Annotated in this window: 23 protein-coding genes, 23 tRNA genes and 3 pseudogenes; 10 read left to right on the top strand and 39 right to left on the bottom strand. The window is 62.5% G+C overall.

All coding sequences use genetic code 11. The features are described from left to right. Positions 1–10 precede the first annotated feature (10 nt). On the top strand, positions 11–232 hold the full coding sequence (locus J2X92_RS01470) for a hypothetical protein (RefSeq protein WP_307572811.1): 222 nt from the start codon (positions 11–13) through the stop codon (positions 230–232). 13 nt (positions 233–245) lie between these two features. Here the strand turns inward: J2X92_RS01470 and J2X92_RS01465 are convergent, their stop codons facing one another. Both J2X92_RS01465 and J2X92_RS01460 read right to left on the bottom strand, forming a co-directional pair. Continuing rightward, a complete protein-coding gene (locus J2X92_RS01465) occupies positions 246–512 on the bottom strand; it encodes a hypothetical protein (RefSeq protein WP_307572810.1) in 267 nt (88 codons plus the stop codon). A gap of 248 nt (positions 513–760) precedes the next feature. After that, a complete protein-coding gene (locus J2X92_RS01460; protein ID WP_307572809.1) occupies positions 761–985 on the bottom strand; it encodes a hypothetical protein in 225 nt (74 codons plus the stop codon). Between the two features lie 770 nt (positions 986–1,755). Between J2X92_RS01460 and J2X92_RS01455 the strand changes: the two genes are divergently transcribed. After that, positions 1,756–2,076, top strand: a complete 321-nt coding sequence (locus J2X92_RS01455) for a hypothetical protein (protein WP_307572808.1) — start codon at positions 1,756–1,758, stop codon at positions 2,074–2,076. A 338-nt stretch (positions 2,077–2,414) separates the two neighbouring features. Here the strand turns inward: J2X92_RS01455 and J2X92_RS01450 are convergent, their stop codons facing one another. The 25 genes from J2X92_RS01450 to J2X92_RS01330 all read right to left on the bottom strand — a co-directional run bounded on the left by J2X92_RS01450 (position 2,415) and on the right by J2X92_RS01330 (position 5,973). Next, complete coding sequence (locus J2X92_RS01450) at positions 2,415–2,978, bottom strand: HNH endonuclease (RefSeq protein ID WP_307572806.1); 564 nt, start codon at positions 2,976–2,978, stop codon at positions 2,415–2,417. Positions 2,979–3,028: 50 nt separating this feature from the next. After that, positions 3,029–3,109 (bottom strand) — tRNA-Arg (locus J2X92_RS01445). Positions 3,110–3,115: 6 nt separating this feature from the next. Continuing rightward, positions 3,116–3,202: transfer RNA gene (locus J2X92_RS01440), tRNA-Leu, on the bottom strand. A 9-nt stretch (positions 3,203–3,211) separates the two neighbouring features. Next, positions 3,212–3,286, bottom strand: a tRNA-Val gene (locus tag J2X92_RS01435). Positions 3,287–3,293: 7 nt separating this feature from the next. After that, positions 3,294–3,368, bottom strand: a tRNA-Lys gene (locus tag J2X92_RS01430). 31 nt (positions 3,369–3,399) lie between these two features. Further along, positions 3,400–3,474: transfer RNA gene (locus J2X92_RS01425), tRNA-Met, on the bottom strand. Positions 3,475–3,484: 10 nt separating this feature from the next. Continuing rightward, a tRNA-Leu gene (locus J2X92_RS01420) sits at positions 3,485–3,571 on the bottom strand. Positions 3,572–3,592: 21 nt separating this feature from the next. Then, positions 3,593–3,666 (bottom strand) — tRNA-His (locus J2X92_RS01415). Positions 3,667–3,674: 8 nt separating this feature from the next. Further along, positions 3,675–3,749 (bottom strand) — tRNA-Ile (locus J2X92_RS01410). Positions 3,750–3,762: 13 nt separating this feature from the next. Further along, positions 3,763–3,839: transfer RNA gene (locus J2X92_RS01405), tRNA-Asn, on the bottom strand. A 35-nt stretch (positions 3,840–3,874) separates the two neighbouring features. Continuing rightward, positions 3,875–4,078 carry a hypothetical protein gene (locus J2X92_RS01400; RefSeq protein WP_307572805.1) on the bottom strand — a complete coding sequence of 68 codons (204 nt, stop codon included), beginning with the start codon at positions 4,076–4,078 and terminating at the stop codon, positions 3,875–3,877. A gap of 103 nt (positions 4,079–4,181) precedes the next feature. After that, positions 4,182–4,257, bottom strand: a tRNA-Arg gene (locus tag J2X92_RS01395). An 11-nt stretch (positions 4,258–4,268) separates the two neighbouring features. Continuing rightward, positions 4,269–4,355 (bottom strand) — tRNA-Cys (locus J2X92_RS01390). Positions 4,356–4,401: 46 nt separating this feature from the next. After that, a tRNA-Gly gene (locus tag J2X92_RS01385) sits at positions 4,402–4,475 on the bottom strand. A 97-nt stretch (positions 4,476–4,572) separates the two neighbouring features. Then, positions 4,573–4,650, bottom strand: a tRNA-Arg gene (locus J2X92_RS01380). Positions 4,651–4,672: 22 nt separating this feature from the next. Further along, positions 4,673–4,762: transfer RNA gene (locus J2X92_RS01375), tRNA-Ser, on the bottom strand. A 115-nt stretch (positions 4,763–4,877) separates the two neighbouring features. Beyond that, positions 4,878–4,953: transfer RNA gene (locus tag J2X92_RS01370), tRNA-Asp, on the bottom strand. Positions 4,954–5,060: 107 nt separating this feature from the next. Next, positions 5,061–5,137: transfer RNA gene (locus J2X92_RS01365), tRNA-Pro, on the bottom strand. Positions 5,138–5,158: 21 nt separating this feature from the next. Then, positions 5,159–5,236 (bottom strand) — tRNA-Gln (locus tag J2X92_RS01360). 37 nt (positions 5,237–5,273) lie between these two features. Next, positions 5,274–5,351, bottom strand: a tRNA-Met gene (locus J2X92_RS01355). A gap of 32 nt (positions 5,352–5,383) precedes the next feature. Further along, positions 5,384–5,460, bottom strand: a tRNA-Glu gene (locus J2X92_RS01350). Positions 5,461–5,474: 14 nt separating this feature from the next. Continuing rightward, positions 5,475–5,551, bottom strand: a tRNA-Thr gene (locus J2X92_RS01345). Between the two features lie 21 nt (positions 5,552–5,572). Further along, a tRNA-Trp gene (locus J2X92_RS01340) sits at positions 5,573–5,648 on the bottom strand. 14 nt (positions 5,649–5,662) lie between these two features. Next, positions 5,663–5,747, bottom strand: a tRNA-Leu gene (locus tag J2X92_RS01335). 149 nt (positions 5,748–5,896) lie between these two features. Then, positions 5,897–5,973: transfer RNA gene (locus tag J2X92_RS01330), tRNA-Gly, on the bottom strand. Between the two features lie 624 nt (positions 5,974–6,597). On the opposite strand from J2X92_RS01330, the gene J2X92_RS01325 reads away from it, so the two are divergent. Together J2X92_RS01325 and J2X92_RS01320 are read left to right on the top strand one after the other, a co-directional pair. Continuing rightward, the gene (locus tag J2X92_RS01325; protein WP_307572803.1) at positions 6,598–6,978 is read left to right on the top strand and encodes a hypothetical protein; all 381 of its coding nucleotides are present in this window, start codon (positions 6,598–6,600) and stop codon (positions 6,976–6,978) included. 315 nt (positions 6,979–7,293) lie between these two features. Then, on the top strand, positions 7,294–8,394 hold the full coding sequence (locus J2X92_RS01320) for a mandelate racemase/muconate lactonizing enzyme family protein (protein WP_307572801.1): 1,101 nt from the start codon (positions 7,294–7,296) through the stop codon (positions 8,392–8,394). Positions 8,395–8,480: 86 nt separating this feature from the next. Here the strand turns inward: J2X92_RS01320 and J2X92_RS01315 are convergent, their stop codons facing one another. Both J2X92_RS01315 and J2X92_RS01310 read right to left on the bottom strand, forming a co-directional pair. Then, positions 8,481–9,113 carry a DUF4337 domain-containing protein gene (locus J2X92_RS01315; protein ID WP_307572800.1) on the bottom strand — a complete coding sequence of 211 codons (633 nt, stop codon included), beginning with the start codon at positions 9,111–9,113 and terminating at the stop codon, positions 8,481–8,483. A gap of 152 nt (positions 9,114–9,265) precedes the next feature. Continuing rightward, positions 9,266–9,649: an amidohydrolase family protein gene (locus J2X92_RS01310; RefSeq protein ID WP_373424782.1), complete on the bottom strand. Its 384-nt coding sequence runs from the start codon at positions 9,647–9,649 to the stop codon at positions 9,266–9,268. A 62-nt stretch (positions 9,650–9,711) separates the two neighbouring features. Here J2X92_RS01310 and J2X92_RS01305 point away from each other — a divergent pair, with 62 nt between their 5' ends. Next, positions 9,712–9,906, top strand: a complete 195-nt coding sequence (locus J2X92_RS01305; protein ID WP_307572797.1) for a hypothetical protein — start codon at positions 9,712–9,714, stop codon at positions 9,904–9,906. A 102-nt stretch (positions 9,907–10,008) separates the two neighbouring features. Here J2X92_RS01305 and J2X92_RS01300 read toward each other — a convergent pair whose 3' ends face one another. Then, on the bottom strand, positions 10,009–10,956 hold the full coding sequence (locus tag J2X92_RS01300; RefSeq protein WP_307572796.1) for a GlxA family transcriptional regulator: 948 nt from the start codon (positions 10,954–10,956) through the stop codon (positions 10,009–10,011). A 108-nt stretch (positions 10,957–11,064) separates the two neighbouring features. On the opposite strand from J2X92_RS01300, the gene J2X92_RS01295 reads away from it, so the two are divergent. From J2X92_RS01295 to J2X92_RS01275, 5 genes and pseudogenes are all read left to right on the top strand, one after another. Beyond that, a complete protein-coding gene (locus J2X92_RS01295) occupies positions 11,065–11,865 on the top strand; it encodes an SDR family NAD(P)-dependent oxidoreductase (protein WP_307572795.1) in 801 nt (266 codons plus the stop codon). A gap of 115 nt (positions 11,866–11,980) precedes the next feature. Continuing rightward, the gene (locus tag J2X92_RS01290; RefSeq protein ID WP_307572793.1) at positions 11,981–12,880 is read left to right on the top strand and encodes an alpha/beta fold hydrolase; all 900 of its coding nucleotides are present in this window, start codon (positions 11,981–11,983) and stop codon (positions 12,878–12,880) included. 145 nt (positions 12,881–13,025) lie between these two features. Then, positions 13,026–13,837, top strand: a pseudogene (locus J2X92_RS01285) (MDR family oxidoreductase); the annotation flags it as partial. Between the two features lie 85 nt (positions 13,838–13,922). After that, positions 13,923–14,924 carry an NADP-dependent oxidoreductase gene (locus J2X92_RS01280; RefSeq protein ID WP_307572792.1) on the top strand — a complete coding sequence of 334 codons (1,002 nt, stop codon included), beginning with the start codon at positions 13,923–13,925 and terminating at the stop codon, positions 14,922–14,924. 36 nt (positions 14,925–14,960) lie between these two features. Continuing rightward, positions 14,961–15,176 (top strand): annotated as a pseudogene (locus J2X92_RS01275) (acetyl-CoA C-acyltransferase); the annotation flags it as partial. Here J2X92_RS01275 and J2X92_RS01270 read toward each other — a convergent pair. The 9 genes and pseudogenes from J2X92_RS01270 to J2X92_RS01230 form a co-directional block, all read right to left on the bottom strand. Further along, a pseudogene (locus J2X92_RS01270) lies at positions 15,175–15,369 on the bottom strand (ABC transporter transmembrane domain-containing protein); the annotation flags it as partial. The pseudogenes J2X92_RS01275 and J2X92_RS01270 sit on opposite strands and share 2 nt — an antisense overlap. A 102-nt stretch (positions 15,370–15,471) precedes the next feature. Then, complete coding sequence (locus tag J2X92_RS01265; protein WP_307572790.1) at positions 15,472–15,789, bottom strand: CcdB family protein; 318 nt, start codon at positions 15,787–15,789, stop codon at positions 15,472–15,474. 12 nt (positions 15,790–15,801) lie between these two features. After that, on the bottom strand, positions 15,802–16,071 hold the full coding sequence (locus tag J2X92_RS01260; RefSeq protein ID WP_307572788.1) for a type II toxin-antitoxin system prevent-host-death family antitoxin: 270 nt from the start codon (positions 16,069–16,071) through the stop codon (positions 15,802–15,804). A gap of 232 nt (positions 16,072–16,303) precedes the next feature. After that, positions 16,304–17,434, bottom strand: a complete 1,131-nt coding sequence (locus J2X92_RS01255) for a serine hydrolase domain-containing protein (RefSeq protein ID WP_307572786.1) — start codon at positions 17,432–17,434, stop codon at positions 16,304–16,306. A gap of 490 nt (positions 17,435–17,924) precedes the next feature. Then, complete coding sequence (locus J2X92_RS01250; RefSeq protein WP_307572784.1) at positions 17,925–18,353, bottom strand: cupin domain-containing protein; 429 nt, start codon at positions 18,351–18,353, stop codon at positions 17,925–17,927. 90 nt (positions 18,354–18,443) lie between these two features. Beyond that, positions 18,444–19,463: a Gfo/Idh/MocA family protein gene (locus J2X92_RS01245; protein WP_307572783.1), complete on the bottom strand. Its 1,020-nt coding sequence runs from the start codon at positions 19,461–19,463 to the stop codon at positions 18,444–18,446. 81 nt (positions 19,464–19,544) lie between these two features. Then, complete coding sequence (locus J2X92_RS01240; RefSeq protein WP_307572782.1) at positions 19,545–20,396, bottom strand: shikimate dehydrogenase family protein; 852 nt, start codon at positions 20,394–20,396, stop codon at positions 19,545–19,547. After that, the gene (locus tag J2X92_RS01235) at positions 20,396–21,694 is read right to left on the bottom strand and encodes an ABC transporter substrate-binding protein (RefSeq protein WP_307572780.1); all 1,299 of its coding nucleotides are present in this window, start codon (positions 21,692–21,694) and stop codon (positions 20,396–20,398) included. Before J2X92_RS01235 ends, J2X92_RS01240 begins: the two co-directional genes overlap by 1 nt. A gap of 58 nt (positions 21,695–21,752) precedes the next feature. Beyond that, on the bottom strand, positions 21,753–22,586 hold the full coding sequence (locus tag J2X92_RS01230; protein WP_307572778.1) for a carbohydrate ABC transporter permease: 834 nt from the start codon (positions 22,584–22,586) through the stop codon (positions 21,753–21,755). Between the last annotated feature and the right edge of the window lie 2 nt (positions 22,587–22,588).

Here is a 22,588-nt window from a genome sequence, read left to right as displayed (position 1 = left end):
CATTGCTTGCATGAGCCGCTCCCGCTTTCTTGTACTGGAGGTTGAGATGCTCCGGTCTGGAGCGTTCGAATGGGTGCTGCGCGAATCCTTCGAGGACTCGCCCGACTTCGAGCTCTTCTCGCGCTCGGATCTCAGCTTCTTCACATCCAAGGACGCCTGGGAGGCCGGGTGCCTGGCACTTCAATCACGCATGGAAGATCCAAAACTGGATCTACTCGACGATGAGGACTAGCAGCCGGACCAATTCAGCAATCTTGGGATGAAGCACCGGATTGCTGTTCTCGGATCAGGAATTCGCCGATCCACTCGCGCGCCTTGGCCGCGAGCAGTTTCTTCGCCTTTTCCTCTTCGGCCACACCGCCGATTCCGACCCGGAACATCGCTTTTCCGGCCCGCTTCACATCGGCAAAGAAATAGAAGCTTTCGCCCACGGGCTCAGACCCCACCTCGATGGTCCAATCAGGTGGAGCAGCAGGCGGATCAGCGGGGTCTCGAGCCGGAGAAATGTTCATGGGGTCCAAGTGTGGCTGCAAGCCAGTATGCGCCACTTGGACGCGCGCACAATGGGAGCAATGTCATGTTGACGGTTGCTTGCTCGCCAGAGGGCGCCCCGCGGCCAGGCACCTACTGATGAAGAAAAACCAGAGCATCGGCTGCACTCGCCTTGTTCTGCCTACCGTGTCCCGGGGCGCCGGCCGGTCACTGGCACACGTGGCTGTACCGATCGGCCTATCGCCGTCGTCCGTCGCGTGAAGAGGTTCTACTCAAGAGGCGGGTCGTCGCCCAGGGTTTTCAGTTCGCTTTCGAGTTCCGCAATCTTTGCCTCGATGAGTTTCTTATCTCCGATCGTCTTCAAGGGCGGAGGGGCGCTTTTTTCAGGCTCCGGAGATGAGGTCTTGCTCATCTTTTCGAGGCTCCCCAATTGCTCGCGCATTTCGGCAAGCTCTTTTTCAATCACAGGCGCTGGCCGCTTTGTTGCCATCATGGTCACCTTGGGACAGTGGGCTTGCGCCTTTATACGCCGGGTGATCTGCCCGCGCTAGATTCGGCCGATTGAATCGCCCCGCCTTTGATGGAGGCAGCTGCGGCCTACTTTCCGGTCCGAGGGCGTCGAGATCAGTTGGGGCGCAAGGCTCACTTGAACTTCCAAACGGTAAGTGCGGTGGTAAGTCGGTGAGAAGGCGGCGGATGCACAGCTTTCTTCGCAGCGGCTTCAGCTCGGGCCAGCTGCTCCATGTTCAATTGATGAACCGCACAGCAAGCAGCGCGAGCAAATACAAGAACACCATGAGGAAATTTCCCGGTAGCAGGTCACGTTCCATGTGCGTTCTCCAGTGAGACGAGCAACTGGCGCGCTTGTTTGGCTGACTTTGAACAAAGCGTTTCGCCGTGAGGTCACTGTAGAAGTTGCGCAGCACGCGCGCATGAGCGGTACGCACCTTCTCCAGGGAGACAAATGCCCCGGTCCGATGAGGGGCGGACACGAAAAAGCCCGCGCGAGGCGGGCTTGGAGATTTGGTCGTGAACTCTCACGCGGTCCACGGTTACGGCAAATTTTCACTTGCGGAAGCCATCGGCCCCTGAGCATCGCTTGTTGTATGGCTGCGGCCCCGACCGACATTCAAGACGGCCGTGTCTGACATTGAGGCGGACACTCGACAGCTACGTTGCGCCATCTGAACCGCGGGCTGGCTCAAATGCCTCCGCCGCGCGTGAAGCATTGCTGACAATGAACTTGTCAGAACGGGGTGTCAAATGACGGATAGCGTTGAAACTCAGGCAAGCGATAAGGAAAAGCACGCTGGTGCTCGCGAGGGCTTTGAGAATCTCGAGGATAGGGGCAGCGTGCTGTTCGTGCGCGTCAAACGCATCGATGGCGAACGGTCGGTTCCAGTAGTCGTCGCGCGCGCGGCGCTTGAAGCTCACTTCGGAGCGTCACAGGGCAAGAAGGATCTCGCTAACGCCTACCTCGCCCACCGGGCGACTATCAACGCCAAAGTGCTGGAACTTGCCCCGGCTGGTGACGTGTACACAGACGCCAACCCGATGCTCTTGGGAGCGGGTGACTTCGAGTAGCAGGCGGCCGAGTTCGCAGCCGTCTATTTCACCTACGGGAGTGCAGTGGAAGGGTGGTGGTGAAGACGCAGCCTGAGTCCGGCACGTCCCAGCCTGTCAACGTTCCGTAGTCCGCCTCAATGGTTTGACGAGCGATTGAAAGTCCGCGACCCAGGCCGCTAGTATTGCCAGGCCCATCGCCGCGTTGAAGCGTCGCGCGCACCGACAGACCATAAAAACTTTTGGGTTCGCACAGCGCGGAGTGGTCAGGGCGTGACGGCCGGAGTGGCAGCCCGCGCCCAGCCGGCTGAATCTCCAACGGAAAAGGGGCGCCTCTTGCGGAAGCGCCCCTTCGTCTTTCAGTTGAGCCTGGAGCCTTTCGGAAGCCGACTCGCCAGCCACTCGTGCACGTCGGTTCGCACGTTCCGGCCTTCAAGCAGGAAGTCTTCCCAACGGCTTGGGACGTAGGGCAGGTAGACCAGCTTCATGCCTGCTTCCTCGGGCAGGCGGTCGGCCTTTTCCGAGTTGCAAGCGCGGCAGGCTGAGACCAAGTTCATCCAGTCCCAAGTTCCGCCGCGGCTTTCGGGCAGGATGTGCTCGCAGGTCAAGTCCTGCTCGCGGAAGTGCTGCGAGCAGTATGCGCACGTGAAGCGGTCCCGTACGAACAGCTTCCGCCGGTTGAACGCCGGCGTGTGTTCAAACAGGTTCACCTTCGCGCACCCCTTGAGCGCGATGATCGCAGAGATGTCGAACCGCGACTGGACTCCGCGTCCCACATTGAAACCCCCACGCATCGTAGCCAGCGGGCCCACGCCGTCTTCCCAGACGACGGCGCCAGTGGCGTAGTGAGACGCGGCCTGCTCGAGCGAGATCCAGGCCTGTGGCGTACCCTGGATGTCGAGCTGAAGAACTTGGGGTTTCATGATGACGGCCTCCTTTCATGGCCGAGCGGTTGTCGGAATCTCCTGTGTGTTGGACCCGCCGGTTGGATCCGCCCCAACGACCTTGCGCTTCGGAGGCGCACGCGCTGTCTGACTGACTGGGCCACGGCGGGGAAAAATGGTGCGCGGCGCCGGGGTCGAACCGGCCTGTCCCTTCGGACACGGCGCCCTCAACGCCGAGCGTCTGCCGATTCCGCCAGCCGCGCCATGAAGGGTGGTAGACCCCGGGAATGTCGAAATCCCGACCGTCGCCTTGTAAGGGCGCTGCTCTGCCTCTGAGCTAGGGGTCTGATCAGTTGGTGCGGGCAGAGAATTTTGAAATCTCGACCTACCGGTTAAAAGCCGGTTGCTCTGCCTCTGAGCTATGCCCGCGACGTGATGTATGAAGTGAGGTCTGGTCTGGTGGTGGTGCAGGATGGGAACGATCCATCGACCACGCCCTTATGAGGGGCGCGCTCTCCCACTGAGCTACTGCACCGAAAGAGAAATGGTCCCAGCGGTCCGCCTCGAACGGACAAGCCCTTGCGGGCAGCTGCTTTTGAGGCGGCCGCGTCTTCCGATTCCGCCACGCTGGGAAGGTAGAAATTGTTAAGAGATGGGGTGCACGAACGGGATCGAACCGTCGTCAGCTGGACCACAACCAGCGGCTCTGCCATTGAGCTACGCGCACCATTGAACTGGTAGCCGCAGATGGGAACGATCCATCGGCCCCCGCCTTATCAAGACGGTGCTCTGCCACTGAGCTATGCGGCTAAGAAATGTGTGGTGGCTCCTCGACCTGGGCTCGAACCAGGGACCTCCGCATTAACAGTGCGGCGCATCTACCAACTGAGCTACCGAGGAAAAAGATGAAGACCGCGCGCGAATCGCGCAGCTGCCTACCATTCGCCGATCTCGCGTACGCGCTGATCGAAGTCGAGTTGCTCGAAGCGCACACGAGCGCGTTCGGCGTCGCGGTGGCGCTGGCCGGTCATCACGCCGAGACCATGGATCACGGCCTGCAGAACAGGATTGCGCGGCTTGCTGGTGGCGAGCACCGCAGTGCGGCTTGCCGGCCGGAGGCGGCTGGTGGTGAGTCGCATGGTGACCTCCAATCAAGTGAGTAGGCAATGCCAGATGATCTTTGGAGATCGGCATTCGCGGTGAAATGTTTGGGTGACATACATCACGTAGGGGGCGAAGAACTGGCGCCCCGCGGACCAGTCGAAGGCCCACCTGCCGCTTAGAAGGCGGCTGCTCTGTCCATTTGAGCTAGCAGGGCAGGTGACTTGATGGAAACGAGGATGGGATTCGGACCCATGTGGAGCAACGCTCGCCGGACTTGCAAACCAGTGCTTTCGACCGCTTGGCTACCTCGTTGAAACTGAAGCGATGCGCACCGGGCCGTTCGGCACGACGCTGCGAGTGGAGCAGGCCGCGGGAGTTGAGCCCGCCTGGACGCCTTGGAAAGACGCCGCCTAACCGCTCGGCCAGGCCTGCATGTCATGGTGGAGTACCAGGGCTTCGAACCCCGTATGTCAAAGACGCCGGATCTACAGTCCAGTGCAGTCACCCATGCTGCTCGCACTCAGGCGTATGGCCCCGCGCACACGATTCGAACGTGCAACCCCCGGCTTCGTAGGCCAGTGCTCTGATCCAGTTGAGCTAACGCGGGAGGGAAAAACGGTTGATGAAATTGGAGGATGCGGAGCGAGTCGACGCTCGTGCCGGCGGAGCCGACCATCTGTTTTCGAAACAGCGCCTTTAGACCACCCGGGCACGCATCCATGTGGGATGGAGGAGAAGGAGGGGGCTCGAACCCCGATGCCGCATCGCTGCGACCATCACGTTTCCAACGCGCGCCAATAGACCGCACCGGGGTTAGCTTGGACTGCGAAAGTATGGCGATCCGTAGGGGGGTCGAACCCCTGGCTTCCTCCTGGACAGGGAGGCACTCTGGCCACTGAGTTAACGGATCAAAACGCGATCCTTCAAAATCTCCGGTTACGAGTTCCGGCGCCTCCCAATCTTTGAGGCCGGTTTCCACGAGAGAACGATCTGCATCGCCCTGTCTCGCTCTTGTGTTGGTCCGTGTTGCAGGGTTCGAACCTGCGACCCTCTGGTCCCAAACCAGATGCGCTACCAGACTGCGCCAAACACGGAATTTCTTCCAATCAAATTACTGGCAGACCGTGGTCGATTCGAACGACCGATTGCCTGAGTCAAAGTCAGGTGCCTTAGTCCAGCTTGGCGAACGGCCCATGTGCGTTTGTGCCAACCTGGAGTTGGCAGAAAACATGGTTGCGCGGGCAAGATTTGAACTTGCGATCTCGAGCGTATGAAACTCGCGGGACGACCAGGCTCCCCTACCGTGCGGTGTGATGTTGTTGATGAATGTTGACGATATGTGGGGTCGTATGCGGGATTCGAACCCGCGTCTACAAGGATGAAAACCTTGTGTCCTAAGCCACTAGACGAATACGACATTGGAGTTGCGATTGGAGCCCGCAGTCCGGATCGAACGGGCGACCTCTCGCTTACAAGGCGAGCGCTGCTACCAGCTGAGCTATGCGGCCGAACTGTGTGCTTGCATGACGTGGCGGGCATCGCAGGTCTCGAACCTGCAACCTCCGGTTTTGGAGACCGGCGTTCTGCCAATTGAACTAGACACCCAATGCTGGCTGGTCTGGTCCCCCAAAAAAGCCTCGAACTTGCATGACTTTCGTCGCCGGATTCTGAGTCCGGTGCGTCTACCAATTCCGCCATCGGGGGTGATTCCATTTCGGTTGTGTCTTCACGCGATTCGAGCGCTTGCGCGCCCACGTCGACATCGCTGCACATGGTTGGGTCCAGACCGTGCACATCCCTCCAGGCCGCCGACGCGGTTGGCCTCTGGAGGTGCTGCAAAGGCACACCCGAAATGGAGCAGCAGGAGGGCTTCGAACCCTCGGCCTCAACGTTGGCGACGTTGCGCTCTACCTGACTGAGCTACGGCTGCAAGTTTTTGCGAATCGTTGGCCCCACCAGTGAGGAGCGCGACTCGCGGCAAATTTTTAAGGATCACCCACCGGCGCCACTCGGCGGGTGAGTTCACGGCAGCACGATCACTGCCGTGGCGGCCGGCACCAAGGTGCCGTTCGCAGTTGTGTGCGGATCGAGATCCGCACGGAAAAACAAAAAGGCCCGGATCCATTTCGGAATCCGGGCCTCTGGTGAGAGAGCTTGGAAGGTGCGCGCTTACGCGCTACCTCCACCCGGGTGCGGCTGATCCTCGTACTGCTGTCCGAGCCACAAGCTGGCCGGGATCGCGGGAAGGGCGTTCAGCGGCGAATGCATCTTGGATATCGTCAGGCTGCGACCACCACAGAACGCGACGCGCACGAACGCCCGACCCGATGCGGGTCGAATGTTCAGTGAGGTCAGGTTTGCTTTCACGATAGTTCCAGTGTTGGCGAGTTCTCGATGAATCGAAGTGGTTGCGGAAGAAAGGGGGACGAATCAATTTCGTCGATGGATGTAATGTAAACTGGGTTTACTACGCGACGCAACACTTTTTTTGGATGTTGTGTTTTTTTCTCACTTCACATCGTTCACGCGGGCGTTCCGCTCCTGATCTTCAAGCATGTCACTACCTGCCATTCGTCGCAGCAACGTCCTGATCCTCTTCGGTGACTTCGTTGCGGAGCATGCGTCCAATGGGGCGGAGCCGCTTGGCCTGGCGGCGAAGTTCGCGGAGAAGCTGCAGATCTCCGCGAGCATGTGGAGCCAGATCAAGAAGGGCCGTGTCATCTCGGACAAGCTCGCACGGCAAATCGAGAACCGTTGTGGGAAGGAGGCACTCTGGCTCGATGCGCCTCAGAGCGCTGAGCCGTTGCCGGACCCGGGGGAGGAGCGCTTTGTCGAGTTGGCCCGCCTGGCCTATAGAGCTCAGAACGCGCGTGGCAAGCGGGCTCTGAGAACCATCCTGCTGGAGCATGGGGCGTCGCAGAAGGAACGACACTGACAACGAGCTGCCAGCGCCTCCATTGCCACAAGTGAGATTCGCGCCGGCGATGTGCCATCTGCAGCAGCTGGGGGAGTTTTCTTCGCCCGAAGAATCCAGGGGCCGCTCCGGCGTGTCGGCCGAACCATCATCGAGGCGGTGCATGTGCTGCGCCAGGAACCGATGGCGGGCCAGGCGCTCAAACCTTGGCCATCAGCGGGATGCGCGAGCCCAGTTGCGGCTCTGCGAACCTGGAATGCAACTGCGGATCGGCACCAAGGCGGCGCGCGCAGACCGCGCAAGCCCGCGTTTAACGGCAGGTTCAAGGAGGGCGCCATGCGTTCCATCGCGAAAATCACGAGCCAGCTCTTCAAGGTTCCCCTCGCTGAAGTCCTGACGGACGCCAAGCACGGCGCACACACCCACTTCGAACTGATCACCGCGACGGTGGAGCTCTCAGATGGCAGCCGCGGCACCGGCTACACCTATACCGGTGGCAAGGGGGGGCATGCGATCAAGGCCATGATCGACCGCGACTTGGCGCCTGCGATGATTGGCATGGACGGGGCGGATGTCGAAGGCATCCACGATTTCAGCGAATGGCATGTGCACTACGTCGGCCGCGGCGGCATCGCGGCGTTTGCGATCTCCGCGATCGACATCGCGCTCTGGGACCTCCGCGGCAAGGTCGCAGGCCAGCCGCTCTGGAAACTGGCGGGCGGCGCTGCGAACACCTGCGATGCCTACTGCGGGGGCATCGACCTGGCATTCCCGCTCGAGAAGCTGCTGGACAACGTGCGTGGCTATCTCGCGAAGGGTGTCGGCGGCGTGAAGATCAAGATCGGCCGTCAGGACCTTGAAGAAGACATCGACCGCATCCGGGCGGTGCGGCAGCTGATCGGTGAGGAGATCGCCTTGATGGTGGACGCCAACTACGCGATGAGCGTGGACCAGGCCATCGCCGCGGCCAAGCGCTTCAAGCCCTTCAATGTCCTGTGGTTCGAGGAACCAACCATTCCGGACGACTACCGGGGCTATGCGCGCATCGCCGAGGCCACCGGCGTCCCATTGGCAATGGGCGAGAACCTGCACACGATCCATGAGTTCGAGCATGCGTTCGAGCAGGCGGGGCTGTCCTTCATCCAGCCGGACGCCTCGAATTGCGGCGGCATCACGGGCTGGCTGAAGGTCGCCGAGCGCTCGCGCAGCTACGGAATCCCGGTGTGCTCGCATGGCATGCAGGAATTGCATGTGAGCCTGCTGGCGGCACAACCGAACGCAGGCTGGCTGGAGATCCACAGTTTCCCGATCGACGAGTACACGATGCGCCCGTTGGTCCTGGAAAACCATCGTGCAGTTGCACCGAACGAGCCGGGGGTCGGCGTGACTTTTGACTGGGAGAAACTTGCTCCGTATTTGGTCGAGCCGCTGCGCTAGACGCGGCCGCAATTTCTCGGGGACAAGCTCTTGCCATCGGTCAGGCCGCCGACAAGGGCACGCACTCCCTGGCCCGCACCGCGTGGCTAGATGTGAAGCGCGGCCAGTCCGCCCACCACAAGCCCCGCAGCCGCGACGCCGAACATCGCGCGCTCAAGCCACTTCTTTTTGGTCAGCAACGCAATGGCGGCAAGCGCAATCGACACCTGCAGCACGGTGGTCGCCTGTGCCCAGCGATGGTGCTGGTGCATTTGCTCTTCCGACTGGGCGTCCCATTGGCTCGCCTCGGCTTCCAACTTCTTCGCGGTGGCCTGGATGTCGGTTTTCTCCTGGTCGTAGCGCGCCACCTTGAGCTGCCAGTCCTGCTTGCGAACGTCGTCGGTAGTGGTGTCGCGCGCGAATTCGGCGAGCGCCTGCTTGGTGCTTTTTGACTGGAAGTAATTCCACTGGTTCGACGCCTCGGTCTTCTTGATCGCGGCGTTGTTCTTGTAAAGGCCGGCGTTCGCTTGCGTGGCCCCGCCCATGTACGAGAAGATCGCGCCGACGGTGGCGATCACGGCGGTACACACCGCGATTTTGCTCGTCATGCTCATGCCGCCGGAATGCGAGCTTGCCCCGCCGTCCGCATGACCCTGGCTGTCGCCATGGCCGCTGCCGGATGCCGCGTGCTCAAGTTCGTGGTCGTGCGGGCCGTGCACGTGAAAGCCTTGTCCTGACATGGGATTTTTTGTGAAATAGGGTTCTTGGACTGCGCGCGAGTATGCCCGGTTTGGAATGCCGTGCCGTCAGATGTTCCATGGGTGTCCGTGGGCGCCTGGCTGTAGACGGTACCCTGAACCGTTTCAAGTAGCGATCTCGACCATCAAAATCTTCAAGCCATGCCCCAATAGAGACGTGCGGGATTCGATACAAGGATTCGGTCTAGCGAGGCCTGATCCTCGACCCACGAAAAGATCTTCTCCATTAAGAGAGCTGTGTCTGGTGGTTGTTTCAACGAGGTATGGGGCCAGTCGCTTCCCCAGACCACACGCTCGGCCGCTACCTTGATCCAATGCCTGGCTGCGCGATCCACATCCTCGTAAGCCCTATCGCTGCCGACGAGCGAATCCAAGTATGGAGCCGAAAGTTTCATCCATGCGCGACCGTCGCGCATCAACCGTTCAATGATCGCCGCGGCAGGGTGATCGAGCCCACGCGCAACGGGCAGCCGGCCCAGATGATCAAACACGATGTCCACTGGGAGCCGATCAAGCAGTTCCTCATGCGCAACGACCTGATTGGCGGTCCAATGGAGAGTCGCTGCGGTCCCGGCCGTCGATGACGGTGGAGGGCTTGTTCCGCCTCGGCGTCATCACCAGCATGCAAAGCGATGTTCTGCCGGTCGCCCTTCGCACGCTGCGCTCCCGTCACCCTTTGCTGAACGTGCGCATCCCGCCGCTGAACGACTCCGACGAGCTGTTTGACCGAATTGCGGGCGGGACGCATCGATGCCGCGCTACTCGTGCGCCCTGACAACGGGGGGCTCCACTCGGATGGTCTGGCGCGAGGCTGCGTTCAACAGCCATCAGTCGCCGCAGCGCTGAGCCAACGCTGTCACCGTGATCTCGACACGCTTCAGGACTCCAGTCGGGCGTCGCGCCTGAGTGATTGAGGCGGCTTGCCGAAGCCGCGCATGAACGCTTCTCGAAGGTGGCGCCGGTCGCGGAAACCCGTTTCGCGTGCAACCACCTCCAGCGGGTGGCGGCTGCGCTCGATCATCAAGCGTGCCGCCTCCACGCGCAGACGCTCTACCGCCTTGGCCGGCGACTGCCCGGTCTCGGCGGTAAAGACACGGCTGAACTGGCGCGGGCTGAGGCTCGCAGCCGCAGCGAGTTCTTCCACGCCCAGCGACTGCGCCAGGTGGCGGCGTGCATGCTCCAGCGCTCGCGCGATGCGGTCCGAGCGGGGCGCGAGGTTCAGGATCTCCGAATGCTGCGACTGGCCGCCCGAGCGGCGCTGGTGCATGACCAGCCGGTGGGCCACCGATCGCGCCACGTCGTCGCCCAGGTCTTTCTCGACGAGGCCGAGCGCCAAGTCCAGCTCCGCCGTCATGCCGGCGGAAGTCCAGATCGGGTCATCGGCGATGAAGATGCGGTCCGGCTCGACCTGGACATCGGGATGCCGCCGTTGCAGTGCGTCCGCATAGGCCCAGTGTGTCGTGGCGCGTCGGCCTGCCAATAGGCCGGCCTCGGCCAGCACGAAGGCACCGGTGCACAGCCCCACGGTCCGACGCGCCCGTGCGCTGCACTTTCGCAGCGCATGCAGCAGTTCGGGTGGCGAGGGAGTGGCCAATGGGTCGAGCACGCCGACCACCATCCAGGTGTCAGCCGTGCTGCGTGCGGTGAAGGGGCTCGTCTGCAGCGCCGTGCCCAGCGAAGCCTTCACGGTGCCGCCGGGCATCGAGTGGCAAGTCACCTCGTAGAAGGGCTCGCCCGCAATAAGGTTGGCGAACTCGAAGACTGCCTGCGTGGCCAGCGCCATCACCTGGAAGCCGGCCGGCAGGACGTAGCCGATTCTGTGCATGTGCGGTCTCGCAGAAGATGGCATAAAACACGACTATAAGCGTCATTTACGCCAAACGCCAGACGGCGCAACATTGGCTCCATCGCAACCCCGAAACGGAGCATCACCATGACGCAGACGAACCTGGGCACCGCCCTAATCACCGGAGCCTCCTCCGGCATAGGCGCCCTCTACGCCGATCGCCTGGCGCGACTCGGCTACGACCTGATCCTTGTCGCCCGAAACCGCGAGCGCTTGAACCAGTTGGCTGAGGAAATCACCAGCCGCCACGGCCGCGCGGTGGAGGTCTTTCCCGCCGACCTGAACAACCCGGTGGCGTTGCGCAGCGTGGAGAACAAGCTCAAGCAAGATGCCAGCATCACCCTGCTGGTCAACAACGCCGGTATCGGCACGCACACGCCGCTGCTGGAGAGCGACGTGGACCAGATGGGGCGCATGATCGACCTCAACGTGGCGGCGCTGACCCGGCTGAGCTACGCGGCGGTGCCCGGCTTCGTGGCACGCGGCAGAGGTGCGTTGATCAACATCGCTTCGGTCGTGGCGGTCTCGCCGGAAACCCTGAACGGTGTGTACGGCGGCAGCAAGGCCTTCGTGTTGGCCTTCAGCCAATCGCTGCAACACGAGCTGGCCGACAAAGGCGTGCGGGTGCAAGCCGTGCTGCCGGGTGCAACGGCCACCGAATTCTGGGCACGCGGCGGCCTTCCCGTGGAGCATCTGCCGGCGCAGATCGTGATGCGTGCCGAAGACCTGGTGGACGCCGCCTTGCAGGGCTTCGAGCGCGGCGAGTCGGTGACGCTTCCTTCGCTGCGCGACGTAGCCCTGTGGGATGCCTACGAAGGCGCGCGCAAGGCGATGGCGCTCCACCTCTCGAGCAACGAAGTGGCATCGCGCTACCAGCCCTTGCGCTGAGTGGCCGCATCGCATTCGGCCTGCGCACTGCTCTGAAATCCGCATGAAGGCGCATGGAGTGCGCCAGCAAGCATCCCTCAAAAAATACAAGGAGTCCCCCGTGTCACCCACTAGCATGGATTCACATTCCTCCATCAAGATTCCCGGGACCAAGGAACACTTTCTCGATCCGCTCGGATCAAACGAGGGAAGCCTGGGGCGATTGCGCTATCTCTCGGGCGGCATGGGGCCACCGTTGGTCCTGCTGCACACCGTGCGCACCCAGGCCGAGCACTTCCGCCACCTCATCCCGCTGGTCCGGGAGCGGTACACGGTGTATGCCCTCGATCTCCCTGGCATGGGCTACTCGCAGATCGTGCCGGGCGCGTCCTATGAGGAGCCGGCCATGCGCGCGGCGGTCAAGCGCCTCATCACCCGCCTCGATCTGCGCGACGTCACGCTGCTCGGCGAGTCGATGGGCGCGACGCTCGCCCTCACCACCGCGGCCGATCTGCCCGAGAGAGTGCGGCGTGTCGTGGCGATCAATGCCTATGACTACGCGGGCGGCATCGCGCGGTCCAGCCTGCTGGCCCGGTTCGTCGTGTCAGGCGCGCTGGCGCCGGGTATAGGCCGGACCATCGCGGGCGTCGAACCCAAGCCGATCGTGCGCGCCGTGCTCCGTGAGGGTCTCGGCGACACGGCCGCCCTGCGCGATGACTACCTCGATGAACTGTTGAAGGTCGGACGTCGGCCGGGCTATCCGTTCGTTGCTCGCGCGGTGTACGGCAACCTGCCCAGCCTCATCACGGCCCGCGCCCGCTACCCCGAGGTCAGCGCACCCGTTCATCTCATCTACGGAGAGAAGGATTGGTCAAGACCCTCGGACCGGCAAGCCAACAAGCAGCTCCTCCCCGCAGCCGAGTTTGTCCAGGTGTCTGGCGCCGGCCACTTCATCGTCCTCGAGCGGCCGGACGTGGCTGCCAAGGTGTTGAACGACGCGCTGCGACTCGCGAGCCTTCCGAAAGCCGCGGCCTGATACCGTTCGACGCGAATCCCTTCTGATCTTCGATCAACCTGCAACAACCTGAGGTGCTCTCATGCCACCCCTGACATCGTTCTCTGCGCGCCAGTCCGAACAAGTCGCCTGCGCGCGCGCAGTTGAACACTCTCATTCGCCAGTTCCACTGATCCCAGGCATCGATTTCGCCGGCGTGGTGGAAACGTCCTCACACCCGGCGTTCGCGCCGGGGGACCGCGTGGTTGCCAACGGCTGGGGCCTGAGCCATACGCATCACGGCGGGCTCGCGCAGAAGGCCCGCGTCAGTGGCGACTGGTTGATCAAGCTGCCAGACGTGTTCTCGACGCGAGACGCCATGGCCATCGGCACGGCGGGCTACACGGCAATGCTTGCCGTGCTGGCGCTGGAGCACGCCGGCCTGACACCGGACAAAAGGGCGAGGTGCTGGTGACCGGCGCCGGCGGTGGGTCCGGATCCGTCGCCATCGCGCTGCTGTCCAAGCTCGGCTACCGCGTCGTCGCCTCGACCGGGCGCGCGGAGGAGACGGCCTATCTGCGTGACCTGGGCGCCGTGGAGGTGATTGATCGCCGCACGCTGTCCGAACCGGGCGCGCCGACCGGCAACGAGCGCTGGGCTGGAGCCATCGACTCGGTGGGTAGCCACACGCTGGCCAATGTGCTGGCCCAGACCCGCTACCGCGGCGCCGTGGCCGCGTTTGGCCTGGCACAGGGTATGGACCTTCCCGGCTCGGTCCTTCCTTTCATCTTGCGCAATGTCACGCTGGCCGGCATCGATTCGGTCAACGCACCGCAGGATGTGCGTCTGGCAGCGTGGTCCCGCCTGGCGACGGACCTCGATCTGGGCAAGCTTGCGCGTGCCACCCAGGTGGTCGGTCTCGCGGATGTGCCCGGCCTCGCGGAGCCCGTGCTGCGAGGGCAGGTGCGTGGGCGCACGGTTATGGACGTGAGCGCCTGAGGGAGCGGCAAGACATTGACGATTTCGAATCCCGGGTCGACCGGCTGCCACCTGGCCCTACCATTTCCAAGAGAGTGAGACCCCCATGAAAGCCTTCATCATCGACCGCTACGGCAAGAAGGAAGTCGGTCGCGTTGCCGACATGCCGGAACCCAGCATGCGAGACGACGACGTGCTGATCCAGATCCACGCCGCCAGCGTGAACGTGCTGGACGCCAAGATCAGGACCGGCGAGTTCAAGAGCGTCCTTCCCTACCGCATGCCGCTCATCCTCGGCAACGACGTGGCCGGCACCGTCGTGCGGGTCGGCCGTCTCGTTCGGGACTTCAATGTGGGTGACGAGGTCTATGCCCGCCCCGACGACGACCGGATTGGCACGTTCGCGGAGCTGATCGCGGTCAAGGCCACGTCGGTGGCTCGCAAACCCGCCAACATCGGCATGGGCGAAGCGGCTTCGCTGCCGCTCGTGGCGCTGACCGCCTGGCAGGTCCTCGTCGAGACGGCCAAGCTGAAGAAGGGGCAGAAGGTGTTCATTCAGGCGGGCTCAGGTGGGGTTGGCACCGTCGCGATCCAGTTGGCCAAGCACCTTGGCGCCTGGGTCGCCACCAACACGAGCACAGCGAACGTGGATTGGGTCAAGGCCTTGGGCGCCGACGTCGTCATCGACTACAAGAAGCAGGACTTCGCCACCGAACTGCGTGACTACGACGTGGTGCTGAACAGCCTCGGCAGCGACGAGCTGCACAAATCGCTGCAGGTGCTCAAGCCCGGCGGGCACCTCATCTCGATCTCCGGGCCGCCCACGCCCGCCTTCGCTGCCGAGCAGGGATTCCCCTGGCCGGTGAAGCAGGTGCTGCGCCTGCTGAGCTTCGGCATTCGAAGGAAGGCCAAGGCGCGCGGCGTCACCTATGCGTTCGTCTTCATGCGCGCAGAAGGCAAGCAGCTGAGCCAGATCACAGCGCTGGTGGAGAAGGGTGCGATCCGTCCCGTCGTCGACCGATCGTTCACGCTGGACCAGACCGCAGAGGCTCTGGCCTATGTCGAGCAGGGGCGTGCCAAAGGCAAGGTCGTGGTGAAGGTTCGCTGAGAGCGGCCCTGAGCTGCCCTCGAACGGATGCGGGCACGGCCCGACACCACGGTCGAATCACCGGCCAAGCTCAAGCCGGCGTTTCGAAAGGAAGGAACGATCACTGCCGGGAACGCGCCAGGGCTCAACAGCGGCGCAGCGGCGATGATCGTTGCGGAGCGAAGTTTTGCGGAGAAGCACGGGCTACGGCCATGGGCGCGCCTGGTCTCGCACGGCGTCGCGGCGGTTGAGCCGGGCATGTTAGGTGTCGGGCGTTGCCGGTGAGGAAGCTGCGGATGTTCTCGAGTTCGCGCACGCGGGCGACCGAATCGCCGACGCGCCGGGCCTGGAAGTAAGTAAGCGGGAGTTGCACGAGGTGGCGGAAGAGCCGTGCGCCGAGCTCGACGTCGATGCGGTTGGTGGTGTGACTGAAGACATGGCTGCGCAGGCTGTTCAGGATCGACTCACGAGGCCGATCCCGCGCAAGACCTACGACTTGTGCCTGCGTCGTAAATACAGGCCCGGCGGAACGTCAGCCCGGGCAGCCACTCCCGGGGCTCCGATGAGCTCACACGCCGCTTATCACAGCGTCCAAGGCGCCGACGAGTTCACTTGCTTTCGACCGCAGGTTGCCTTGCGAGGTACCAAGATCTTTGACACGAAACGCCGCGGCCATATGCGGCAAAGCGACCAAGGAGTGGCCTTCCCACTGCACCGGTGGACAAAGTGCACGAGGCAAGGCGGCCAGCATATGCTTGCGGGACGCAAGCGGGACCATCAGGCGTGTGGGCAATGCCGAGAGAAGATCGCTTTGGATGTCGACCATGCAAGGGATGTCTGCACGTTGCAGCTTCGAGGGATTAGGGTAGACGTCGAACTGGGCCACTGAGCGCCGCTTTCACCAGGGCCTGAACTCTTCGCCAAAAACGCCGACCCGCTCTACCAGATTGGTTTGCTCGGCAATCCATTCTTTGTACGTCTCATTGAACTCCCGCTTGCGCTGAGCCATCGATTTTTTCTGCTCTAGTGCTTCCAGTTCGGCAAAACGTGCTGCCGAGACAATCACGCCTGCCACGCGATCGTTCTTCATGACGTGAACAGGCTCGCGTTCGGCTTGGCCGAGGTAGTAGCCGAATCGATTTTTGGCTTCCGTGGCGCTGATCTGCATGGGGGGATCCTCGGGGAGTCTCTCGATAATTAGCCATTTTAGCCACTTACTTCTTGTGCCCCAAATATAGAAGGACGTAGGTATTGTTCCTTGCCATTGATGTCCGGGACATGAAGCCCGGGACCTGCCATTAGTGTCTGAGACACGGTAGATTGGAAGACGTGCACATCACCCCAGCATCCGCGCGCTGGCGCGCCGCGCTCCAAAAACCCGGTAACCCAGGCGTTCTCCGCTAGGAGACCCGAGGGAAGCGGAAAACTTGATGCTCGGATGGCACCACGGACCGCGCCAGAGATGCCGCCAGCGGCATGCCGCGCCCGTGGTTCGTCAACATGACGAACCCATCCTTTGAAGATGTCGAAGCCATGGCGAACGCGCGAAATCCCGGGTTGTTTCCCCACTGCCAAAGGTATGGGCCACCCCGCGCCTGCTCGATTCCCCAACCCAGCCCCCATTGAAGTCCAAGCGACGCATCGACCAGAACCGGCTTCGACGAGATCGTTGACAAGAGGTGGCCATCCGACAGAACCGCCGCCATGAAACACGCATAGTCGGCCGCAGTGGTGTACAGCGAGGCCGCAGCCACGGCGCTGCGGAAGCGAACGCGTTGCCGTAGCCCGAACGGCAAGGTGCCGTCAACGGCACGGCCTTCGTAGGCGTCCCGCCACACCAAGCTTGAGTCGCCCATGCCGAGCGGTCGGAACACCCGGTCGTCCAGCCAAACCGATATCTCGGTGCCAGAGATCGCTTCCAAGACCGATTGCAGCAGCATGAATCCTTCACCGGAATAGCCCCAGCGCTCCCCCGGCTTCGATGCGAAGGACATGGGTTCACTTGACCAATTCGGCAGGCCCGACGTGTGGTTCAGCAAGTGGCGCACGGAGATCTGACCCAACGTCCCGACCGGAACGACATCGTGGGCGTCGTTGTCCGATCGGGCCAACATGCGGTGGAAGTTCCGGTAGCCTTGGGGGAGATAGGTGGATACCGGGGCGTCGAGGTCAAGGCGACCTACCAACGCCAGCTGCAGTGCTGCGAACGCCACCACCGGCTTGGTCAGAGAAGCAGCCTGAAAGACAGCGTCTGGCCTCGGTTCAGCATCGCAACCCGTGAGGGCCATGGGCGAGGACGGCATGCCCTTTCGCAGCACCGTGTAAGACGCTGCACACACGCCGAGGTCTTTCGCCAAGTCTGCGACTGGACGAGAGTCCAGTCGGGTGATGTCACTCGCGCATGCCGTGATCAGCGGAAGGGTTGCGCCGGTCAGAAGGAAGTCTCGTCGATTGGTGGGCATCGCGATTGAGTTGATTGGGTCGTCAGGCCAGAGTTTGACCGCTTCCGACTCGAGTGGAGTCTCGGACATTTCCGCCATGGCCGCTTGGCAACCGCCCGCTAATCGGTCCCTGTCTCAAATCTTTCGCAGCAAAGGTTGACCGACAGCTCCGAGGTGCGTCGATGGCGTCAACCATCTGGTCGTGCAGGCCCCAGCTCACTGCCTGGGCATAGCGCTCGAGGTCGTCGTCCGGATGCGATTTCAGTGCCCGCTAAAGGATGGCTTCGTGCTGGTCGATCAGTTGCTGGATGGTGTCCGGGCTGGACGGGTCTGGGAATCATCCAGGCGCCCGCGTATTCGGTTCATGAGGCTATCTCGGCGGGGAAACTCGTCGCGCTGCGAAGATTGGCGCGCCGCCACGATCCCCGTCCACGTGATCTACGCGCCAAACCGCTACCTCAGTGCGAAGGTGCGTGTCTTCATCGACTGCGCGGTGACGCTCTGCGAGCGCCACGAAGACTTGCGACGCAGCTGATCTTTCCGAGATCCGAGAGTGGAGGCGGGGATGCGCCGCGGCCGCTCAGAGAGAACATTCGACCGTCACATATTCCGCGGGCGTGTTGATCTCTATCAGTTCGAGGTCGTCAGACTGGCGAATGACGTTGTGCGCCACTCCTGCGGGCTGACTGAGGCAGGAGCCGGCAACGACGGTCACAGGTTCGGGTATGCCGTCAAACCTGAATTCGACCCAACCTTTCAGCACGTAAACGAAGTGCGCGGTCATGTCGTGCCAATGCCAACCGGTCTCCTTGCCGAACGGCCTGACAGCGCGGATATGCTTGGCGCTGATGCGGCCACCCGAAGCATCCGCCATTCCGAGATCCCGGTACTCAACATTGGCGCGAGGACCATCCCGATGAAAGCGGTTGTCCTCTAGAGGGGTGAGAACAAATTTGGATTTCGCCTGGTCAAGCGGCAATGGACCTTGGTATCGCGCAGTCTTGCTCATCGAAGTCCCTTTCAGTTGATTGGTCAGCGAGTGCTATAGAGATGCGAGATGCGCGGCACTGGCGTAGGTGGCGATGCGCGGTTGGTTGGATCACACAGCAATCGGCGCAAGAGTCTGGAGCGCACCTCCTTGCCGAGCCGAAGCGTAGGCCGCGTCCATGACCTGCATCATGGCCTCGGCGTCGCGCAACGACGCGATCGGTTTTGCGCCCGTGCGACATTCAGAAAGCACCCGCCTGACGAACAACGGGTAGTAGGCGTCGGTTTCCAGCTGAAGACGCAGGCTCCGGGTGCCGGCGGCAAGATTGGTTCGGTCGCGGATCTCGATGCGGTCGGGTCCCGATTTCGCGTACATGCGATCGGACGAAAGGGTGAACGAAAATTCGCGCTGTTCGTCTGAAGTGCTGGGGAAGCTGTATCCGGTCTCCACGAGTCCAATCACGCCATCCTCGGTTTGCATCGTCAGCAACGAGTAGTCCTCAACCGCACCCCGGTGCGTCCGAGAGTTCATGGTGGCAGAGACGCGCGTGATCTCCTTGCCAGTCAGCAATCTGAAGAAGTCTATGAAGTGCGTCGCGACATTGATCGTGGACCCGCCACCTGAGAACGCGGGATCGAGCGCCCAGCCTGAGCCCGCGGCTTCATAACGGCCGGGCGGACCGACGATGAAACGAAAGGACATGTAGTTGAAGTCCGACGGCACGCGGCCCTCGGCACCGTTGACCGCGCTGAGCAGGTCGCTCATGCGAAAGATGAGCGGCACCGCGCAATAAAGACCGGCTTCCTCGGTCAGTTTCCGCAACCGGGAAACCTGCGACATGTTGACACCGCAGGGCTTCTCCAGCGCAAATGGAATCCGCCGGGCGATCACCGCTTCCGCGAGCGTCGGCATTTCGGAATGCCGACCGAACACGAAGGCGAAATCGACTTCCTCGCGCTCGAGCAGTTCATAGGGCGACGAGTACAGTCTGCTCCCGAATCGCGCGGCAATTGCCTCGCCCTTGACATGCTCCGCATCCGAAACGGCAACCACCTCGATCCCGGGCGCCTCAAGCGCATCAAGATAGAGCGGGACATGCCAATGGCTGGCTTCCAGCAATGCAACTTTCATGCGCGTTCTCCCCTCGTGCAGCCAGCCGCACGGAATGCTGCGGCACCTGTGAAAAGCCTATTCATAAGATCTTCCTTTCATTCAGATGGGCGACAACTGCGTGGTTCCGGGCCCGCCCGGTAGCGACTTGCCGTCAGGCCGGTAGTCGAATCCAAGAAAACGAAGGGCATGCAGTGCCTGCCCTTCATGCATCGGGCGGCCGACTTGGGTGCGGCAACCGCGTGCATCGGCGGCGCGGCAAAGCGGCGTCGGCTCGGGTGCATTGATGATGTCTACGACGATGCTGCCGGGATCCAGCCGCTCGGGATTCACGGGCATGGGATCGTTCGCGTGCATACCCAGCGGCGTGGCGTTGATGACGATCTCGAATCCGCGTGGATCGGCTGAACCGGAATTTGTGGTGCAACCGGTTGCGGCGGCGACGGATTTGGCGAGTTCGTCGGCGCGGCGCTCGTCGACATCGAAGATGGTCAACGCCCGGGCGCCCGCGGAAGCGACTGCAAATGCAATGGCTCTGCCTGCACCCCCGGCGCCGACGAGAAGAACGGACTTGTTCGCCGGGTCGTTACCCTCCCACTGCATGCCAAGCACACAACCGAGGCCATCGAATATCGCACCGACCCAGCGTCCATCCTTATCGCAGCGGATGACGTTGAGTGCGCCAACCTGACGAGCAGTCGGATGCAATTCGTCGACAAAGGACAGCATCCGTTGCTTATGGGGCATCGTGACCAGCACGCCGGAAAGATTCCCCAGCGCCCGTGCTCCGGTGACGAATGCGGGCAGGTCATCGTCCTTGACAGCGAATGGAACGCAAACCGCGTCTGCGCGCTTTTCGATGAAGAGCCGGTTCAACAGTTCGGGCGACTTGGCTGTCGTCAGCGGATCGCCCACCAACCCATAGAGTCGGGTTGTTCCGGTGACATGCGGCATCATGCTTTGGCCAGCGCTTCGGTGTAGCGGGTGCGCACCTCGAGCGCCACGGCTGCAGGCGCCAGGTCACGCAGGATCATGCGCTGGAAGGCTTCGCCGCAGATCTGGTTGAAGGTTGACTGGATGATGGAGTAGTTCACCATGCGGCCGCGTTTTTCCACCAGCGCTTTCCAGCCCAGCTGGTCTTCGGCTTCCGGCGTCTTGAAATAGGCGTCCTTGTAGGCGCTGGCGCGCGCCACCACTTCGCCGCCTCGCGCGGCGATCGCCTGAGCTGCCGGGCTGGCCATGAACTTGACGAACTCCCACGCGCCGCCCTGGCGTGGCGAATGGCGATTGATGCACATCTGAAAGCCGTACACCGCGTGCTTGTCGTCGGGCTCCACCGAGGGCGCTGGCGCCCAGGCCAGATCGTCGGCCACGGCTGCCTTCAGGCCACGGTAGCGGTACAGCCCGAAGGTGGCGGATGCCACCGTGCCCGCCCGCATCCCATCCTGGAGCTCGTTGTACGCGAACTGCAGGCTCACAGGCGTCGCAGCTTTCTTTTGGAAGAGGTCCTTGACGATGGTGGCGGCCAGCAGCAGCCGCTTGTCGCTGAAGCCGATCTCGCGGCCGTTGGCCGCGAAAAACGGGTCGCCGTTGCCCGCAACGATGGAACTCACGATGAACTCCATGAACGCCTGCGCGCCGCCGATTCCGCCGCTCAGGCCGATAGGGACGCCGTAGGCCATCTGGTTCTGCTTGGTCAGCAGCGGCCCGAGCGCGCTCACTTCCCCGTACGAGCGCGGCGGCGTCGCAATCTTCGCCTCGTCGAACTTGCTCTTGCGGTAGACGAAGATCGGAATGCGATAGTCCTGCTGCAAGCCCCAGAGCTTGCCGTTGACGCGCGTCTGGTCCAGGCCGATCAGCCAGTCCGTGGTGTCCACCTTGTCGCGCGCGATCAGCTCGTCGATGGCCAGCACCGAGCCGGTGGACACGAACTCGGGCATCTGAAAGTTGTTCACGCGGATCACGTCGGGGCTGTCCGACTTGGCGCGCGCCGCGCGTACGCCGTTCTGCCCGGCGGGGTCCACCACCACGCGTACCTTCACGCGCGGCTGGCTGGCCTCGAAAGCCGCGATCATCTGCGTCTGCGCCGCCGCACGCGGATCTTTGGTGTTGGCCGGGTCGAGAAAGGTGTCGTAGGCGATGGTCTCGGTGGTCTGGGCGAAGGCCCGGCCCGCGGGTGCGCCCAGCATGGCAGCCATGCCGCCCAGGAAGATGCGCCGGCTCGTACGGGGCGCTGGTTTCTGTTCGTTCATGCTTGCTGGTTTCTGCTCGTTCATGTTTGTCTCCTGGTTTAAGTGCACGTGTGTTGGACTAGCCTTTGACGGCGCCTGCGGTCAGGCCGCTGATGAACCATCGCTGCGCGAGCACGAAGATGGCGACGATGGGAAGCGAGGACACCACGGCGTAGGCCATGACGTACGACCAGGTGATGCCGATGCTGTCGAACACCTGGTTGACCAGGGCCACTTGCAGCGTGCGGTGCGCGACCTCGGGCGCGAACGCGGCCACGGTGATGTAGTCATTCCAGGTCGTGACCATGCCGATGACGGCGCTTGCGGCGATTCCGGGCCGCACCAGCGGCAAGATGACCCGTGTGAAGGTTTGCCAGTGATTGGCACCGTCCACCTGGGTCGCCTCGTCCAGTTCGCGCGGCACCGCGTCCACGAAGTTCTGCATGAACCACACCGTCTGCGGCACCAGGCGTGCGGCCTGCACCACGATGATGACCGCCGCGTTGTTCAAGAGCCCCAGCGCGTCCAGCAGGAAGTAGGTCGGCACCAGCAGCGCAACGCCGGGAATCATGGACGTGGACAGGATCAGCAGCATCACGGTGCGCTTGCCGCGGAACTCGAAGCGTGAAGCCGCGTAGCCGGCGGGCGCGGACAGCAGTACTGCGAGCGCGACTGCGCCGACCGCATACAGCACCGAGTTGAACAGGTCGGAGCCGAAGGTCTCGTTCCGGAACACCGCCTTGTACGCCGAGAGGCTCGGCTCGCTGGGGAAGAAGGTAGGCGGGTAGGCCATGACATTGGCCTCGCTCTTGAGCGAGGTGAGCACCGCCCAGGACAGCGGGATCAGCACGACCAGTACCAGGACCGTCAGCACGGTCCAGGACAGCATTTTTTCGGAACGGCGGATATGCATGA

Source organism: Variovorax paradoxus (assembly GCF_030811855.1).
Classification (GTDB): Bacteria; Pseudomonadota; Gammaproteobacteria; order Burkholderiales; family Burkholderiaceae_C; genus Variovorax; species Variovorax paradoxus_L.
Note: the sequence above shows the minus strand (reverse complement) of the source record. Positions and strands in the feature narration are given on the sequence as shown.